Source organism: Enterovibrio litoreus (assembly GCF_045679545.1).
GTDB lineage: Bacteria > Pseudomonadota > Gammaproteobacteria > Enterobacterales > Vibrionaceae > Enterovibrio.
In genome coordinates this window covers 3188340-3206729 of record NZ_CP166194.1, presented here as the reverse complement: position 1 = coordinate 3206729, position 18390 = coordinate 3188340, and the positions used below count along the sequence as shown (strand labels likewise).

The 18390-nt window shown below is 48.2% G+C and carries 7 protein-coding genes, 4 tRNA genes, 3 rRNA genes and 1 riboswitch; of the genes, 10 read left to right on the top strand and 4 right to left on the bottom strand.

The window, feature by feature from the left end; translation table 11 throughout:
• The first annotated feature begins 80 nt into the window (after window positions 1-80).
• The 8 genes from AB8599_RS14270 (at window position 81) to metA (ending at window position 5459) form a co-directional block, all read left to right on the top strand.
• Window positions 81-156, top strand: a tRNA-Glu gene (locus tag AB8599_RS14270).
• Between the two features lies 1 nt (window position 157).
• Window positions 158-233: transfer RNA gene (locus tag AB8599_RS14265), tRNA-Lys, on the top strand.
• Window positions 234-263: 30 nt separating this feature from the next.
• A tRNA-Val gene (locus tag AB8599_RS14260) sits at window positions 264-339 on the top strand.
• A gap of 454 nt (window positions 340-793) precedes the next feature.
• Window positions 794-3686: ribosomal RNA gene (locus AB8599_RS14255) — 23S ribosomal RNA — on the top strand.
• Window positions 3687-3934: 248 nt separating this feature from the next.
• A 5S ribosomal RNA gene (gene rrf, locus AB8599_RS14250) occupies window positions 3935-4050 on the top strand.
• A gap of 102 nt (window positions 4051-4152) precedes the next feature.
• A tRNA-Thr gene (locus tag AB8599_RS14245) sits at window positions 4153-4228 on the top strand.
• Window positions 4229-4242: 14 nt separating this feature from the next.
• Window positions 4243-4358: ribosomal RNA gene (gene rrf / locus AB8599_RS14240) — 5S ribosomal RNA — on the top strand.
• 153 nt (window positions 4359-4511) lie between these two features.
• Window positions 4512-5459: a homoserine O-succinyltransferase gene (metA, locus tag AB8599_RS14235; RefSeq protein ID WP_407331553.1), complete on the top strand. Its 948-nt coding sequence runs from the start codon at window positions 4512-4514 to the stop codon at window positions 5457-5459.
• A gap of 55 nt (window positions 5460-5514) precedes the next feature.
• On the opposite strand, the gene AB8599_RS14230 is transcribed toward metA, so the two are convergent.
• The gene (locus AB8599_RS14230; RefSeq protein ID WP_407331552.1) at window positions 5515-6867 is read right to left on the bottom strand and encodes a cation:proton antiporter; all 1353 of its coding nucleotides are present in this window, start codon (window positions 6865-6867) and stop codon (window positions 5515-5517) included.
• Between the two features lie 197 nt (window positions 6868-7064).
• On the opposite strand from AB8599_RS14230, the gene metH reads away from it, so the two are divergent.
• Window positions 7065-10739, top strand: a complete 3675-nt coding sequence (gene metH, locus AB8599_RS14225) for a methionine synthase (RefSeq protein ID WP_407331551.1) — start codon at window positions 7065-7067, stop codon at window positions 10737-10739.
• Window positions 10740-10826: 87 nt separating this feature from the next.
• On the opposite strand, the gene lysC is transcribed toward metH, so the two are convergent.
• Entirely contained in the window at window positions 10827-12221 is a 1395-nt protein-coding gene (gene lysC / locus AB8599_RS14220) for a lysine-sensitive aspartokinase 3 (RefSeq protein WP_407331550.1), read from the bottom strand.
• 66 nt (window positions 12222-12287) lie between these two features.
• A riboswitch (Lysine riboswitch) is annotated at window positions 12288-12463 on the bottom strand.
• 184 nt (window positions 12464-12647) lie between these two features.
• Between lysC and AB8599_RS14215 the strand changes: the two genes are divergently transcribed.
• Window positions 12648-13766, top strand: coding sequence for a pyridoxal-phosphate-dependent aminotransferase family protein (locus tag AB8599_RS14215; RefSeq protein ID WP_407331549.1), 1119 nt, complete (start codon window positions 12648-12650; stop codon window positions 13764-13766).
• 73 nt (window positions 13767-13839) lie between these two features.
• Here AB8599_RS14215 and AB8599_RS14210 read toward each other — a convergent pair whose 3' ends face one another.
• Complete coding sequence (locus AB8599_RS14210; protein WP_407331548.1) at window positions 13840-15498, bottom strand: Wzy polymerase domain-containing protein; 1659 nt, start codon at window positions 15496-15498, stop codon at window positions 13840-13842.
• A gap of 41 nt (window positions 15499-15539) precedes the next feature.
• On the bottom strand, window positions 15540-18362 hold the full coding sequence (gene uvrA / locus AB8599_RS14205) for an excinuclease ABC subunit UvrA (protein ID WP_407331547.1): 2823 nt from the start codon (window positions 18360-18362) through the stop codon (window positions 15540-15542).
• Between the last annotated feature and the right edge of the window lie 28 nt (window positions 18363-18390).

The window sequence follows — 18390 nt, the reverse complement described above, 5'->3', positions numbered from 1 at the left end:
TGATGCAAGTGCTCACACAAATTGTATAGGTTGAAAAAGTAAAGAGTGGTTTGGCATCCCAAATGCCAAACAAGCAAAGTGTCCCATTCGTCTAGAGGCCTAGGACACCGCCCTTTCACGGCGGTAACAGGGGTTCGACTCCCCTATGGGACGCCACGGGTCGTTAGCTCAGTTGGTAGAGCAGTTGACTTTTAATCAATTGGTCGTAGGTTCGAATCCTACACGACCCACCATTCTCTCCATGAGGGAATTAAAACTATCGTGGGCGATTAGCTCAGTTGGGAGAGCACCTCCCTTACAAGGAGGGGGTCACTGGTTCGAGCCCGGTATCGCCCACCACTCTCTAAGAATTTTCTGCACGGAATCGCAGGCCCAATAAACAAGTTTTGTTATCGGGTGCGTATCTTTGCGTCGAAAATCATTAGAAAGTGGTTCCACTCTCTGTTTGAGAGGAGAAACACATGCTCTTTAAAAATCTGGAAAGCTGACTAGTAGATTTACTTCTTCTTTGAAAAAAGAGGGATTAAATTGAAATCTGTTTCTTATCTCTCTACCCGAGAGGTAACGAAACAAAAGTTCTCAAAACGTTAATTCTTCGGAATTAACACCAAACACATTCAAGTGTTCTTGGTTTCATTCTTCTCCTAGAGAAGAATGAACATATTTGAGTCCGGCGAAAAACCGTTCAACGTAAGTTGAGCATGTTCTTAGGAACAACCTTGGTTGTTTGCCATACGCCTTTTGTTTTCACTTTATAAAAGTGAAGTCAAAAAGAAACCTCTTGGGGTTGTATGGTTAAGTGACTAAGCGTACACGGTGGATGCCTTGGCAGTCAGAGGCGATGAAGGACGTAGTAACTTGCGATAAGCGTAGATAAGGCAGTAACAGCCACTTGAGTCTACGATTTCCGAATGGGGAAACCCACGTGCATAAGCACGTATCATGCAGTGAATACATAGCTGTATGAGGCGAACTCGGGGAACTGAAACATCTAAGTACCCGAAGGAAAAGAAATCAATTGAGATTCCGGCAGTAGCGGCGAGCGACCCCGGATTAGCCCTTAAGCGGTTTAAGTGTTAGTGGAATACCCTGGAAAGGGTAGCGATACAGGGTGATAGCCCCGTACACGACAATGCTTTTATCGTGAAAACGAGTAGGACGGGACACGTGGTATCCTGTCTGAACATGGGGGGACCATCCTCCAAGGCTAAATACTCCTGACTGACCGATAGTGAACCAGTACCGTGAGGGAAAGGCGAAAAGAACCCCTGTGAGGGGAGTGAAATAGAACCTGAAACCGTGTACGTACAAGCAGTGGGAGCCTCTTCGTGGGGTGACTGCGTACCTTTTGTATAATGGGTCAGCGACTTACTTTTAGTAGCAAGGTTAACCGAATAGGGGAGCCGTAGGGAAACCGAGTCTTAACTGGGCGAATGAGTTGCTAGGAGTAGACCCGAAACCGAGTGATCTAGCCATGGGCAGGTTGAAGATTGAGTAACATCAATTGGAGGACCGAACCGACTAATGTTGAAAAATTAGCGGATGACTTGTGGCTAGGGGTGAAAGGCCAATCAAACTCGGAGATAGCTGGTTCTCCCCGAAAGCTATTTAGGTAGCGCCTCGGACGAATACTACTGGGGGTAGAGCACTGTTAAGGCTAGGGGGTCATCCCGACTTACCAACCCTTTGCAAACTCCGAATACCAGTAAGTACTATCCGGGAGACACACGGCGGGTGCTAACGTCCGTCGTGGAGAGGGAAACAACCCAGACCGCCAGCTAAGGTCCCAAAGTTATCGCTAAGTGGGAAACGATGTGGGAAGGCTCAGACAGCCAGGATGTTGGCTTAGAAGCAGCCATCATTTAAAGAAAGCGTAATAGCTCACTGGTCGAGTCGGCCTGCGCGGAAGATGTAACGGGGCTAAGCGATACACCGAAGCTGCGGCATCAACTCTTCGGAGTTGTTGGGTAGGGGAGCGTTCTGTAAGCCGTTGAAGGTGAACTGTAAGGTTTGCTGGAGGTATCAGAAGTGCGAATGCTGACATGAGTAACGATAAAGGGGGTGAAAAACCTCCTCGCCGGAAGACCAAGGGTTCCTGTCCAACGTTAATCGGGGCAGGGTAAGTCGACCCCTAAGGCGAGGCCGAAAGGCGTAGTCGATGGGAAACGGGTTAATATTCCCGTACTGCTTATAACTGCGATGGGGGGACGGAGAAGGCTAGGTGAGCTTGGCGACGGTTGTCCAAGTTCAAGTGCGTAGGTGGGTGTCTTAGGTAAATCCGGGACGCTGTTAACACTGAGACACGATGTCGAGTCACTACGGTGATGAAGTCATTGATGCCATGCTTCCGGGAAAAGCCTCTAAGCTTCAGGTTATAAGCAATCGTACCCCAAACCGACACAGGTGGTCGGGTAGAGAATACCAAGGCGCTTGAGAGAACTCGGGTGAAGGAACTAGGCAAAATGGTACCGTAACTTCGGGAGAAGGTACGCTGCCTCCGGTGAAGTCCCTTGCGGATGGAGCTAGAGGCAGTCGCAGATACCAGGTGGCTGCAACTGTTTATTAAAAACATAGCACTGTGCAAAATCGAAAGATGACGTATACGGTGTGACGCCTGCCCGGTGCCGGAAGGTTAATTGATGGGGTTATCTTCGGAGAAGCTCTTGATCGAAGCCCCGGTAAACGGCGGCCGTAACTATAACGGTCCTAAGGTAGCGAAATTCCTTGTCGGGTAAGTTCCGACCTGCACGAATGGCGTAATGATGGCCACGCTGTCTCCACCCGAGACTCAGTGAAATTGAAATCGCAGTGAAGATGCTGTGTACCCGCGGCTAGACGGAAAGACCCCGTGAACCTTTACTACAGCTTGGCACTGAACATTGACCCTACATGTGTAGGATAGGTGGGAGCCTTAGAAGCACGTACGCCAGTATGTGTGGAGGCAATCTTGAAATACCACCCTTGTATGCTTGATGTTCTAACGTTGGCCCCTAATCGGGGTTGCGGACAGTGCCTGGTGGGTAGTTTGACTGGGGCGGTCTCCTCCCAAAGAGTAACGGAGGAGCACGAAGGTGGGCTAATCACGGTCGGACATCGTGAGGTTAGTGCAATGGCATAAGCCCGCTTGACTGCGAGAATGACAATTCGAGCAGGTACGAAAGTAGGTCATAGTGATCCGGTGGTTCTGAATGGAAGGGCCATCGCTCAACGGATAAAAGGTACTCCGGGGATAACAGGCTGATACCGCCCAAGAGTTCATATCGACGGCGGTGTTTGGCACCTCGATGTCGGCTCATCACATCCTGGGGCTGAAGTCGGTCCCAAGGGTATGGCTGTTCGCCATTTAAAGTGGTACGCGAGCTGGGTTTAGAACGTCGTGAGACAGTTCGGTCCCTATCTGCCGTGGGCGTTGGATGATTGAGAGGGGCTGCTCCTAGTACGAGAGGACCGGAGTGGACGAACCTCTGGTGTTCGGGTTGTCACGCCAGTGGCATTGCCCGGTAGCTAAGTTCGGAATTGATAAGCGCTGAAAGCATCTAAGCGCGAAGCAAGCCTCGAGATGAGTCATCCCTGACACTATAAGTGTCCTAAAGGGTTGTTGGAGACTACGACGTAGATAGGTCAGGTGTGTAAGCGCTGCGAGGCGTTGAGCTAACTGATACTAATTGCCCGTGAGGCTTAACCATACAACACCCAAGGGGTTTTAGCGGACTCAGATAAGAACATTGAATGTGTATTGAGAGATAGGCTAGTCAGATTTTCTTCAGATTTAGTATCTTGCCGTTATCCATAGAGATAGCGTAGGCAGGGTTTATTCTGGCAAAGCCGCCCACGAGCTGAGCGAGGAAGTGTACGACTGTACATGACCGAGTGAAGGAGGCAGGCAATGCAGCCAGAGTGAAGCCTGACAAGCGGGATACAACAACAGAATTTGCTTGGCGACCATAGCATTATGGACCCACCTGATCCCATGCCGAACTCAGTAGTGAAACGTAATAGCGCCGATGGTAGTGTGGGGTCTCCCCATGTGAGAGTAGGACATCGCCAGGCTTCAATTGTTTTTCTTGTGTATTTTTTGAATCTTTTGATGCTTTCTACACAAGAAAAGATAAACAAAGCAATAATATGTAAGACTTTGTTTAAGAAAAATTCGCTGATATAGCTCAGTTGGTAGAGTGCACCCTTGGTAAGGGTGAGGTCCCCAGTTCGAATCTGGGTATCAGCACCAGCTTTCAAAATTTTTCTGGCAGCCATAGCGCAATGGTACCACCTGATCCCATGCCGAACTCAGAAGTGAAACGTTGCTGCGCCAATGGTAGTGTGGGGTCTCCCCATGCGAGAGTAGGTCACTGCCAGATACCTCTTCAAACCCGTAGCGGAAACGCTGCGGGTTTTTTCATTTCTAGTATTAAAAGATCTATATCACAAATGTGCTTGAACACTGATTGGGGATGTTATAGGGTTATTGGAATTCTAGACGTCTATACATCTTAAAAAGGGAGTGCTTTAAGATGCCAATTAAAATTCCTGATCAGTTGCCTGCGGCAAGTATCTTGCGTCAGGAAAACATCTTTGTGATGTCAGCAACGCGTGCGGAGAGCCAAAATATACGTCCACTGAAAGTTCTATTGCTCAATTTGATGCCTAAAAAGATTGAGACGGAAACGCAGTTCATGCGGATGCTATCTAACAGCCCCCTGCAAGTGGATGTCGAATTACTTCGTATAGACGACAGGCCAAGTAAAAACACACCGACAGAGCATTTGGATACCTTCTATCGACAGTTTCAATCCATTCGAGACCGTAACTTTGATGGTTTGATTGTGACAGGTGCACCACTAGGTTTAGTCCAGTTTGAGGATGTAATTTACTGGGATCACCTGCAGGATATTATGACTTGGGCCAAGCAACACGTGACTTCAACATTGTATGTGTGCTGGGCCGCCCAAGCGGGTTTGAAGCTTCTTTATAATCTCCCGAAGAAGACGCGCAAGAATAAATTGTCTGGTGTTTATTGGCACAGTATCAATAAGGGGTTAATCCAAAACCCTATATTGCGTGGTTTTGACGATTCTTTTCTAGCGCCTCATTCCCGCTATGCCGATTTCTCTCCTGAGTATCTCGCCGATAACACAGACCTCGATATTTTGGCTACATCTGAGACTGCTGGTGTTTACCTTGCTGCGACGAAAGATAAGCGAAATGTGTTTGTGACGGGACATCCGGAGTACGATTCACACACCTTGCACCAAGAGTATGCTCGAGATGTTAGCGAGGGAATGGAGCCTGTCGTGCCCATTAACTACTACCCCAATGATGATCCTTCTAAAGAACCGTATGTAAGCTGGCGGAGTCATGGACACTTGTTGTTCTGTAATTGGCTTAACTACTGCGTTTACCAACAAACGCCGTATGATCTTGACCACTTCTCGGAATCAGCATTCACCAAAGACGATTAAACCAATACGATTAAAATAGCGGCCTTCAATGAAGGCCGCTTTTCGTTGGGCTCTACTATTCTTCAGCCGTTTCTCTCTCTCTTTGTGTTTCCGGCTCTGGTTTAACTTGCTTATAACTGCGCGGTTGAATCGCCATGTCTCGTTCTGCCACTTTAGCTTTCTCTATCAATTTGGTGATGGTTGAACCTTGTACAAGGATAGAAAATACGACGACGGCATAGGTCATAACAAGAATGATCTCTCGTACATCAATGTTCTTGTTAGGAACGATCATATAACCCGCAGGTACAGCCATTGCCATAGCGATCGCAAGGCCCCCTCTAAGCCCGCCCCAAGTAAGAATACGCACCGAATAAGGGTTGTAATCTCGATAGCGATTAAAGCCTAAATAACATAGGCGAACACTAATATAGCGGGCGATCAGCACGGCAGGGATAGCAAATGCCATAATGATCCAATCTTCTTTGTGGAAGGTGAATGTCAGCATACTAAGACCAATTAACAAGAACAGAACACCATTCAGAAATTCATCAACCAGCTCCCAGAAGTGGTCGAGATGATCTTCGCTTTCTTTGGAAAAACCAATGTAACGAGTCCAGTTACCAATCATGATCCCTGCCACCACCATGGCTAAAGGCCCCGAAACGCCTATTAGATTAGCGAACACGTATCCTGCAGTTGGAATGCCCAGTGTCAGCAATAACTCCATAGAGTGGTCGTCGGTATGGCAAATAAGGTAGTGGAAAAGCAAACCTAGCAGGAAGCCATAGACAATGCCGCCTATGGCCTCATGCAAGAACAGCTCTACAACGCCGATTGCTGTCGGTGTTTCCGTGCCGAAAGCCACGGTGAAGAGGGTCATGAAAATCACCAGACCAAACCCGTCGTTGAATAACGACTCCCCCTCAATTTGAGTGGAAATACGCCTTGGGGCGTCCAGCTTCTTAACAATGGCCAAAACGGCGATAGGATCTGTTGGTGAAATGAGTGCGCCAAACAACAAGCAATAGATAAACGAGAATGGAATGCCGATTAATTGGAAGAATAGCCAAGTAGTCGCACCAATGAAGAAGGTGGAAACGAGGGTGGCCATTAATGCGAGGACGGTGATTTCCCACTTCTGATCTTCAAGATTCGGTAATTTCACTCCAAGACCGCCTGCAAAGAGCAGAAAACCGAGTACGCCTTTCAACAAGAAGTCATCAAAGTGGACTTCATTCAATGTGTTGGCCGCAAAATCTTTTAAATGGAACCAGTTGTTGTGGCCAGAAATGACGATGCCCAAAGAAAGGATCAGAGCGCCTGCGGTGATCGCGATGGTAGTCTGCATTTGCCCTATTTTACTATTGATAAAGGCGATGAGCATGGCGGCTGCTGCTAAGAAACAGAGAGTGGTGTAGACGGTCATGGATGACCCCGTGTCGAATAATATGAGAAATTAAAATAAGTTGTAACGAAATATAAATCGATGTGAGCAAGAAAACTACAACAAATCTGCGTCTTTTCCGATATGGCAACCAAACCGCATCTAATTAGACGTCTAGATTTCCAATTGGTCTGTGATACTATTCGGGAAGCAAGCAATACTAGAAGGAATCGGTAGCTGTGAGTAGTAAGGACGTACTAGACAAACTGTTAGCAGAGCGCATTTTAATCATCGATGGTGGCATGGGCACGATGATCCAGGGATATAAACTGGAGGAGCCCGACTATCGTGGAGAGCGCTTTGCCGATTGGCATTCAGATCTAAAAGGCAACAATGATCTTTTGGTTCTCACACAGCCTTCACTTATCAAACAAATACACGCTGAGTACCTCGAAGCAGGTGCGGATATTCTTGAAACCAACACCTTCAATGCGACAACGATTGCTATGGCCGATTACGACATGCAATCGCTCAGTGCTGAAATCAACCTTGAAGCGGCTAAAATTGCTCGCGAAGTGGCTGATGAATGGACAGCAAAGAATCCTGATAAACCGCGCTTTGTGGCAGGGGTTCTTGGGCCAACAAACCGAACTTGTAGCATTTCTCCAGATGTTAACGACCCGGGCTATCGAAACGTCACTTTTGATGCGCTAGTTGAAGCTTACGCTGAGTCGACTCACGCGCTGATGGGTGGTGGCGCTGACATTATTCTGATTGAAACTATTTTTGATACGCTCAATGCGAAGGCATGTGCTTTTGCAGTAGAGACGGTGTTTGAAGCGCGTGGCGAGATATTGCCCGTAATGATTTCCGGCACGATCACGGATGCTTCTGGTCGAACATTATCAGGGCAAACCACCGAAGCGTTCTATAACTCGCTGCGACATGTGAAGCCACTATCGTTTGGTCTGAACTGTGCGCTTGGACCAGACGAGCTTCGTCAGTATGTTGATGAGCTCTCGCGTATTTCTGAATGCGCGGTTTCAGCTCACCCGAATGCGGGTCTACCCAATGCTTTTGGAGAGTATGACTTAAGCCCAGAAGAAATGGCTGAACATATTGGTGAATGGGCACAAGCTGGATTTTTGAACTTGGTAGGCGGTTGTTGTGGTACCACGCCTGAGCACATTCGCCAGATGTATCTCGCCACTAAAGATGCCCAACCTCGTCAGCTTCCTGACTTACCTGTTGCTTGCCGACTGTCTGGTCTTGAGCCACTTAGTATCGCGAAAGACACATTGTTTCTCAATGTGGGCGAACGAACCAATGTGACTGGCTCGGCCAAATTTAAACGTCTTATTGTCGAAGGAAACTACGATGAAGCGTTAGAAGTGGCAGCTCAGCAAGTTGAAAGCGGCGCGCAGATCATTGATATCAACATGGATGAAGGCATGCTGGATGCGGAAGCGGCTATGGTGCGCTTTTTGAATCTGTGTGCGTCAGAGCCTGATATTTCTCGCGTTCCGATCATGATTGACTCCTCTAAATGGGAAGTGATTGAAGCGGGTCTGAAGTGTATTCAAGGTAAAGGCATTGTGAACTCTATTTCCTTGAAGGAAGGGAAAGAAAAGTTTGTTGAGCAGGCGAAACTTGTTCGTCGCTACGGTGCTGCCGTTATCGTGATGGCGTTTGACGAAGTAGGACAAGCGGACACGCGTGAGCGTAAGATAGAAATTTGTACCAACGCCTATAACATCTTGGTTGATGAAGTTGGCTTCCCTCCAGAAGACATTATCTTTGACCCCAATATCTTTGCCGTTGCAACGGGTATTGAAGAACACAACAACTACGCAGTCGATTTCATTGAAGCTGTCAGTGATATTAAGCGAAACCTGCCTCATGCCATGGTTTCTGGTGGTGTGTCTAACGTCTCATTCTCGTTTCGCGGCAACAATCCTGTACGTGAAGCCATCCATGCAGTGTTCCTTTATTACTGTTTCAAAAACGGTATGGACATGGGGATTGTCAACGCAGGTCAGCTTGCGATCTATGATGATCTGTCTGATGAATTGCGTGAAGCCGTTGAAGATGTCGTGCTTAACCGACGAGATGATTCTACCGAACGCTTGTTAGAAATTGCCGATAAATACCGTGAAAGCGGTGTGGAGCAAGAGGACGCCAGTGTCGCTGAGTGGCGCAGTTGGGCTGTAGAGAAACGCCTTGAGCATGCACTGGTGAAAGGTATTACTGAGTTCATTGTCTCGGATACAGAGGAAGCACGTGCAAATGCTGATAAACCGCTTGAGGTCATCGAAGGTCCATTGATGGCGGGCATGAACGTGGTGGGTGATTTGTTTGGTGAGGGAAAAATGTTCTTACCACAAGTCGTGAAATCTGCCCGTGTTATGAAGCAAGCTGTCGGGTATTTAGAACCCTACATTAATGCTGAAAAGCAGGCGAACTATACCAATGGCAAGATCTTGTTGGCGACCGTCAAAGGTGACGTGCATGACATTGGAAAGAACATTGTTGGTGTCGTGCTTCAGTGTAATAACTATGAAATTATTGATCTTGGCGTCATGGTGCCGACTGAGAAGATTTTGAGAGTGGCGCGGGAAGAAAATGTCGACATCATTGGTTTGTCTGGTCTCATTACGCCATCGTTGGATGAAATGGTGCATGTTGCCAAAGAAATGGAGCGTCAGGGTTTTGATCTGCCATTGCTGATTGGCGGTGCAACGACATCAAAAGCGCACACAGCCGTGAAGATAGAGCAAAACTATCATGGGTCCGTGGTTTACGTTCCGAATGCGTCACGCGCTGTGGGAGTATGTACTGAACTCTTGTCTGATGTACTTCGTCCTGCTTTCGAAGAGCGTCTCGCTAAGGAGTACGATATTGTTCGTGATCAGCATTCGAGGAAAACGCCAAGAACTGCCCCTGTTACCCTTGCGCAAGCGCGTGAGAACAAAGCGGCAATAGATTGGCAATCCTACACACCGCCGGCTCCCGTTAAATCCGGCGTGCACGTATTCAAAGATTTCCCTGTTTCTAAACTTCGTCAGTATATTGATTGGACACCTTTCTTTATGACGTGGTCTTTGAGTGGGAAATACCCAGCCATTTTGGATCACGAGTTAGTGGGTGAAGAGGCGCGTCGATTGTTTGATGATGCCAACGCACTCATCGACAGGATCGAGGCGGAAGGAATCATCAAGGCCAATGGTGTGTGTGGTATTTTCCCCGCGAATAGCATTAATGACGACGATATTGAAGTGTATGCCGATGAATCTCGAACTGAGGTCATTTCCGTGCTGCATAATTTACGTCAGCAGACCAAGAAACCGCGCGGTGCAAACTACTGTTTGACCGACTTTATTGCACCGAAAGAGAGTGGGAAGCCTGATTGGATAGGTGCCTTTGCCGTCACGGGTGGTATTGGTGAGTATGACCTGGCGGAGTACTTCAAACAGCAAGGTGATGATTACAATGCCATTTTGGTTCAAGCGGTGTCCGATCGACTGGCGGAAGCATTTGCTGAATGCCTGCATGAAACTGTGCGTAAAGAGATCTGGGGCTTTGCGCCGGACGAAGCATTGGACAACGAATCACTGATCCGAGAAAAGTATCAAGGTATTCGACCTGCGCCAGGTTATGCGGCATGTCCTGAGCATACAGAGAAAGGCCAGATTTGGGATCTGTTGAATGCAGAAACTAATACAGGAATGACGCTGACCGAGAGTTATGCCATGTGGCCAGGGGCGTCAGTTTCAGGTTGGTATTTCTCCCATCCAGAATCACGCTACTTCGCGGTGGCACAGATCCAAGCGGATCAACGTGATAGCTATGCCGATCGCAAGGGCTGGGATTTGATCGAGGCCGAAAAATGGCTCGGGCCTAACCTCAACGGATAAAGACACAGACAGGGCAATGCTTCTCAGCCCAAAATAGAAAAGGCGCTCAGATTGAGCGCCTTTTTGTTCATGATTTATTGAGGAAAGTTAGGCTTCAAACAGCTCTTTGTGAAGTGCTCTCACCACGTCCTTTGATTCGCTTGTGCTGGTTAAAAAACACAGGTTATGACTGCTGGCACCGTAGCAAATCATGCGAAGATTATATTCTTCTAAAGACCCGAATATTTTTGCCGCCGCGCCACGAGACTCACCCATATGGTTGCCGATCAGGGCGACCAAACACATGTCTTGCTCGATCGTTACTTTACACAGTTGGGCTAGCTCTTTTTCAGCGTCTTCCGGCAAGGTCGGAGCACCGCCACGAGTGTTAGTTTGGTCAAGCGTGAGTGATACGCTCACTTCAGACGTGGTGATCAGATCTACCGAAACCTTGTGCTTGGCCAAAATGTTGAAGACCTCGGCCAGAAAGCCATAAGCGTGAAACATATTCAAACTAGTCAGCGTGACCATGGTTTGGTTGCAGCGAAGGGCCAATGCGCGGAAAAGTGGAGATTGCTTCGCAGTATGGCGAATCCACGTACCACCTTGCTCTGGTGTTTTAGAGGAACCCACAAATACCGGGATATCATGACGCATAGCAGGCACAAGTGTGGAAGGATGCAAAATCTTCGCACCGAAGTTTGCCATTTCGGAGGCTTCACTGAAGCTGATTTCGTCAATCGGTTTTGCCGCTGGCGCAACGCGAGGGTCCGTACTGTAAATACCCGGTACGTCGGTCCAAATCTCAAGCGAAGTCGCTTGTACGGCTTCAGCAAGCAGCGCGGCGCTGTAATCAGAACCACCACGACCTAACGTGGTCGTATTGCCACTATTGTCTGCACCAATAAAGCCTTGAGTCACTGCGATTTTTTTCTCACACAATGGACGCAAGATCCCCTGAGCATGAAACGCAGTTTCGATCAGATCAGGCGTTGCCTTGCCAAAGACATTGTCTGTTTTTAATACTTGTCTTACATCGACGCGCTCCGCGTCAATACCTTGAGCGTTAAGCAGATGCGTAAAAATGTGCGTGGACATTAATTCGCCACACGCAACGAGGCTATCTGTTAATTGGTCTGATGTAGAAGTTGCGGCAGCAGCAGCGAAAGTCGCCACCTCATCAAGAATCTCATTAACGGCTTGATTCACAGCCGCATTTGCAGGCAGCTGATCCAAAATGCTGAAATGAATGTCGGCAATTTTTGCCAATACTTCTTGTTGTCGCTTGGCATCGGCAACACCATTTGCCAATTCAACCAATAAGTTTGTTACGCCAGAACAGGCGCTAATCACTACCAGTCGAGTGTCTGAATTCCCTTTTATCACCGATGCGCTGTTTGACATGGCTGCGTAGTCGGCGACACTCGTGCCGCCAAATTTTGCGACATTTAATGCGTTCACTTCCCTGTATCTCCCTAATCGCGAATGGAGTAATCCTAACATTATTGAAATTTGAAACAGTTCGAAAGCAATGCGACAGGAAGAGGGCGGTTACGGAAGAAAGGATATTTCTCCAGAAGCGCTCCATCTCGTTAAAGATGACAATCCGAAGGATTCAACCTTCTAGACCGACAATCCAGCCCCCAAGGTCTGGTGTTGCCTCGGCGTCTTATCCCCTGATCGGTTTGCGTCGGAGTTGGGGCTCCGCAAACAGACTGCCTGATAGACGCGCCTCTTCTGCTTTTGATTGGTGAAAATGACACCGCACAAAAATTGCCCTCTATTGATAATGTTTTGTGAACGCTTTGTCAATTAACAATTGCACCCATTGACATCGCTTTTTGACCAAATGAAGTGTGATGATATTTTGGCAATTGCAAATCCGGTGATAGGGTAAGTCAACGAATGGATGCTAATGGAGAGCCAATAATGACAATATCCCGATTTATTCCACCGCAACGTACCTTGATGGGCCCTGGTCCTTCAGATGTATCACCACGGGTATTGCAAGCCTTGTCCCAGCCAACAATTGGTCATCTGGACCCACTTTTTGTGGGTATGATGGATGAGGTGAAAGCGCTACTTCAATATGCATTCCAAACTGAAAATGCCTTTACCATTGCTGTTTCTGCCCCCGGCAGTGCAGGTATGGAAACGTGCTTTGTTAACTTGGTTGAGCCGGGCGATACCGTCATCGTTTGCCGTAATGGGGTGTTTGGCGATCGCATGCGAGAAAATGTTGAGCGTTGCGGTGCAACGGCGGTGATGGTAGATGATGAATGGGGTGCGCCTGTTGATCCTGCCAAAGTTGAACAAGCATTGATTGCCCATCCTGAAGCCTCAGTATTGGCTTTCGTGCATGCGGAAACATCAACGGGTGCATTGAGTGATGCAAAAACATTGGCTGCATTAGCGCGTCAGTATGACTGTTTAAGCATTGTCGACGCAGTGACCTCCTTAGGTGGTGTGCCTCTGCTGGTGGATGAATGGAAACTAGATGCTGTGTATTCGGGCAGTCAAAAATGTTTATCCTGTGTACCTGGCTTGTCCCCTGTTACCTTTTCACCTCGTGCTGTTGAGAAAATGCAGAAACGCACTGAAAAAGTGCAAAGTTGGTTTCTCGATCAAAGCCTTGTGCTGGCGTATTGGAGTGGAGCAGGCAAGCGTAGCTACCATCACACGGCGCCAGTAAATAGCTTATATGCATTGCATGAATCGCTTCTGATGCTCAAACAAGAAGGTCTGGAGAACGCGTGGCAGCGACATCGCGATATGCATGAGCTGCTCAAAGTTGAGCTCGAATCGTTGGGTATTCGCTTTCTTGTTGATGAAGCTTATCGCTTGCCTCAGCTCAATGCAGTGTCTGTGCCAGAGGGCATTGATGACGCGAATGTGCGTGGTCGCTTGCTCAATGATTACAATCTTGAGATTGGGGCTGGGCTTGGCGCGTTGGCGGGAAAAGCTTGGCGTATCGGTTTGATGGGATATACCGCAAGAAAAGAAAATATCGCTTTGTGTGCAAAAGCATTGAAAGATGTGCTGGGCTAAACATCACTCGCTATCAATTAGCAAAAAACGCCTCTAGGGGCGTTTTTTGTTGATTGACTTGGCGCTTTAGGGGCTATTCAGAAAACGAAGGTTGGAAAACACGATCTGGAAACAGCGAGTTCGCTTCTTGTTTGATCTGTTTTGCCATTGCTTTATTGCCCGTTAGCATAGCAAGCTCAATCAGTGACTGATAACCATCGGCATTAGGGTTTGACGTCAATTGCCGTACCTGTTGATGCAAATAAGCCTCCTGCGCACGTATATCTCTGCTTTCTACGCTAGTCAGAAAAGCACGCCTCCCCGCTTCTTCACGATAGAAACTTTGCCACCACGGGTGCGCTTGATATTGGGTTAACTTGTTGTCACTAATTTCATAGGTGCGCAGCGCCTGCTCGCCAAGATACACCGAACTGAACACCAACATGGATACCAGTATCAAGCAGGTAGAGGCGGCCAATTTGATGGCTTTTATTGGACGTACAGAAATACGTTTGTAGCGAGCGGATAAGTTATCAATCCAGTAAAGCAGAATGACAAACAGCAGAGCTAACGCCGGATTAACACTAACAAAGGGCGTTGCTGCAATACCGATTAATGATGGCAGCACAATGGCTGTTAGCATTAAACGGGTTCCCCAAGGGGCATCATTGAGGCGTCGAACTACCAACACGGCGAGCAGCCCGAGGCCAGCGCAAAGTGCGAGCCCTCCTTCGGCAAGGGATTTTGCCAACCAACTCGGATACGGCGTTGGCATAGGTAATACCTGTTGAGACTCGACACCAAAAAGTAGTTGTGCGGTGAACTGCTGACCTAGGCCAACCCCCTCAAATTGTGCACTGTTTAGTAGTGCCAAGGTTTGCTCAATCACTGACATCTCTTGCGCCGAAAAAGGAGGAGAGAACAAGGCCGCAGACGGCAGCCAGCCAGCATAACCTGTAACCAAAAAGCCCACTAACACCGCACAGTTCCAAAGACCATGATGGAGCTTACGACAAAAGCGAAACAAAAATGGTTGGATCAGAATAGTGATCAGTATAGCGACAGTGATTATCCAAGTTTGGTGGAGCGCCATAAGAGCACACAAAGTTATGAGTGGCGTGGCTAATAGTAAGATGTGAACCGGTACGATGTTACGCTTATAGACACGGGTTCGTGCTAACAGATATGCCGATAGGGCAAGAGCGGTTAGCAAGACAATGCTGGCAGTGCCTTTATAAAAGCTGTCCACTTGCCAAGACGATTCTTGAAATCCAGAGGCTTGAAGTAGACCTGGTAACAAAAATAACAGAGCGATGAGCCAGCCTGACAATAAGGGCAGCCACAGCAGATATTGGCGTTGAAAGTGGTTGAAGCTGAATTGTTGTAAGGTGCTAAAGACAAGCAGTGCGATGACGATGCCGGATAGGTGCCACAGTGATGCTCCGAGCTCTGCATGCAGATAGAGCGCAGGCACCGCCGCAAACAGCGCACTGAGCAACATCCATCCGGTAAGTGAAGTCATGCAAAAGCGTTTTTGGCGCGCGATTTCCCAAAGCCCAAAACAGATGATGGCGACCGCCAACAAAAAAGTGAGGGCAATAGATGGGTGCTGAATGCCGGACACAGCCAGTTTGATCTGGTTCAATGGAAGACAGAACAAAAATAGCGCCGCCATTGCGATCAATACTGGCTTAACCAATGGTTTGCTGGCCACTATGGATGGCCAGTGAAGATGAAATCGTGTTGTTGGCATGCTTAACTTATTCAGCACCTATTGTTCGATGATTGACGCTTTTAAGAGAGCAGCGGCTTCAAGAAACGTGCAGTATGCGACGCTTTTGATTTTGCAACTTTCTCCGGTGTGCCTTCGGCAATGATCATCCCGCCGCCACTGCCACCTTCAGGACCGAGATCAACAATCCAATCAGCGGTCTTAATCACGTCTAGATTGTGTTCAATAACCACGATCGTATTGCCATGGTCTCGAAGACGATGCAAAACATTCAGCAATTGTTGAATGTCGTGAAAATGTAGGCCCGTTGTCGGTTCATCCAAAATATACAGCGTCTTACCGGTATCTCGCTTAGAAAGCTCTCTTGCAAGTTTAACACGTTGTGCCTCTCCGCCAGATAAAGTCGTTGCCGCTTGTCCCAGACGAACATAAGACAAACCCACATCCATCAAGGTTTGCAGCTTGCGGGCAATGGCAGGAACGGCATCAAAGTACTCACGGGCATCCTCGACGGTCATTTGGAGCACTTCGTCGATGGTTTTTCCCTTGTAACGAATTTCGAGTGTTTCACGGTTATAGCGTTTGCCTTTACACGCATCACAAGGCACGTAAACATCCGGCAGGAAATGCATTTCAACTTTGATAACGCCATCGCCCTGACAGGCCTCACAGCGACCACCTTTGACGTTAAAGCTAAAGCGACCGACTTTGTACCCGCGAGCACGAGACTCTTGAGTGCCCGCAAACAGCTCACGGATCGGCGTGAAAATACCTGTGTAGGTAGCTGGGTTTGAGCGCGGAGTACGGCCAATGGGGCTTTGGTCAATGTCGATCACTTTGTCGAAGTGATTGATGCCTTCAATGTCTTTAAATGGCGCAGGTTCACCCGTCGTCGCGCCATTGAGGCGCTGGTGGGCAATTTTATAAAAAGTGTCATTAATCAGTGTAGATTTACCTGAGCCAGACACACCCGTCACACAGGTAAACAAGCCAACAGGTAGCGTTAGGTTAACGTTCTTTAGATTGTTGCCAGACGCACCTTTGAGCTTCACTACTTTGGTTTTGTCATAGGGGACACGCGTGACAGGGATCTCGATTCTCTTCTTGCCGCTCAGGTACTGACCGGTCAATGATGCCTCGTTGGAAATGATGTCTTCATAAGTGCCTTCGGCAACCACAAAGCCACCGTGAACACCGGCGCCGGGGCCAATATCGATAATATGGTCAGCGGCACGAATCGCATCTTCATCATGCTCTACCACAAGCACGGTATTGCCAAGGTCACGCAGGTGATTCAAGGTGCTGAGTAGACGTTCGTTGTCGCGCTGATGAAGGCCGATTGAGGGTTCATCAAGAACATACATAACACCCACTAAGCCTGCACCAATTTGGCTTGCTAATCGGATACGCTGCGCTTCACCACCAGAGAGGGTATCGGCACTGCGCGACAGATTAAGGTAGTTCAATCCAACGTTAACCAAAAAATGCAGACGGTCATGGATCTCTTTCATTACCTTGTCGGCGATCTGTGCGCGTTGCCCTGTCAGTGAGAGTTCAGCAAAAAACGTCAATGCTTGATGAATGCTCATTTCACATACGGTTGGCAAATTGGTTTCACCAATAAAGACATGGCGCGCTTCTTCACGCAGGCGAGATCCACCGCAGCTAGAACAAGGCTTGTTGGCAATGTATTTTGCTAGCTCTTCACGTACCGCCATGGATTCGGTGTCACGATAGCGTCGATTGAGGTTATTTAATATGCCCTCAAACGGGTGCTTACGTACGGTCAGATCGCCACGGTCATTGACATATTTAAAAGCGATATCCGTTTTACCTGAGCCATCCAGTACCACATCGCGAATAGCATCAGGCAAGTCTTGCCAGGGTGTTTCGATATCGAATTTGTAGTGCTCAGCAAGAGAGGTCAGCATTTGGAAGTAGTAGAAATTACGACGATCCCAGCCTCGAATAGCGCCACCCGCTAGGCTAACGGCTTCATTCTGTACCACGCGATTTTCGTCGAAATATTGCTGCACGCCCAGGCCATCACAGGTTGGACAGGCACCCGCTGGATTGTTGAACGAAAACAGGCGTGGCTCTAGCTCCTGCATGCTGTAACCACAGTGTGGACAAGCAAAGTTGGCGGAGAAAATGAGATCGTCGCCATCGCCATCCATGTGGCTTATCACCGCGGTACCGCCCGTTAGTTCCAGCGCGGTTTCAAAGGACTCAGCTAAACGCTGGTGGAGATCGTTACGCACTTTAAAGCGATCCACAACCACTTCGATCGTGTGTTTCTTATGAAGTTCAAGCGTTGGAGGATCGGAAAGATCGCACACTTCACCGTCGATACGAGCACGAATAAAACCATGTGCAACCAGATTTTCAAGTGTTTTGATGTGCTCGCCTTTGCGCTCTTTGACAATCGGTGCCAGCAGCATCAGCTTGGTGCCTTCATCCATTTCTAGCGCTTTATCGACCATCTGACTGACGGTTTGCGCTTCTAGTGTCACGTTGTGTGTTGGGCAGCGTGGGTCGCCGACGCGCGCGAATAGCAGACGTAGGTAATCGTAAATTTCCGTGATGGTGCCAACCGTCGAGCGAGGATTGTGCGAAGTAGACTTTTGCTCGATCGAAATCGCAGGTGACAGGCCTTCAATGTGGTCAACGTCGGGTTTTTCCATCAAGGATAAGAATTGACGGGCATAGGCAGAAAGTGATTCAACATAACGACGCTGGCCTTCTGCATACAAGGTATCGAAGGCGAGAGAAGATTTTCCTGAGCCGGAAAGGCCTGTGATCACTATGAGCTTATCGCGAGGGATCGTCAGGTTAATGTTTTTCAGGTTATGGGTACGAGCCCCTCTGACGTCAATTGTATCCATGTCTACCTTGCCTGCTTGTCAGAACGGA

Coding starts and splice junctions, on each gene's coding strand:
- uvrA (WP_407331547.1), bottom strand. CDS start 18,362: ATGGATACAATTGACGTCAGAGGGGCTCGTACCCATAACCTGAAAAAC.
- AB8599_RS14230 (WP_407331552.1), bottom strand. CDS start 6,867: ATGACCGTCTACACCACTCTCTGTTTCTTAGCAGCAGCCGCCATGCTC.
- metA (WP_407331553.1), top strand. CDS start 4,512: ATGCCAATTAAAATTCCTGATCAGTTGCCTGCGGCAAGTATCTTGCGT.
- AB8599_RS14210 (WP_407331548.1), bottom strand. CDS start 15,498: ATGCCAACAACACGATTTCATCTTCACTGGCCATCCATAGTGGCCAGC.
- AB8599_RS14215 (WP_407331549.1), top strand. CDS start 12,648: ATGACAATATCCCGATTTATTCCACCGCAACGTACCTTGATGGGCCCT.
- lysC (WP_407331550.1), bottom strand. CDS start 12,221: ATGTTAGGATTACTCCATTCGCGATTAGGGAGATACAGGGAAGTGAAC.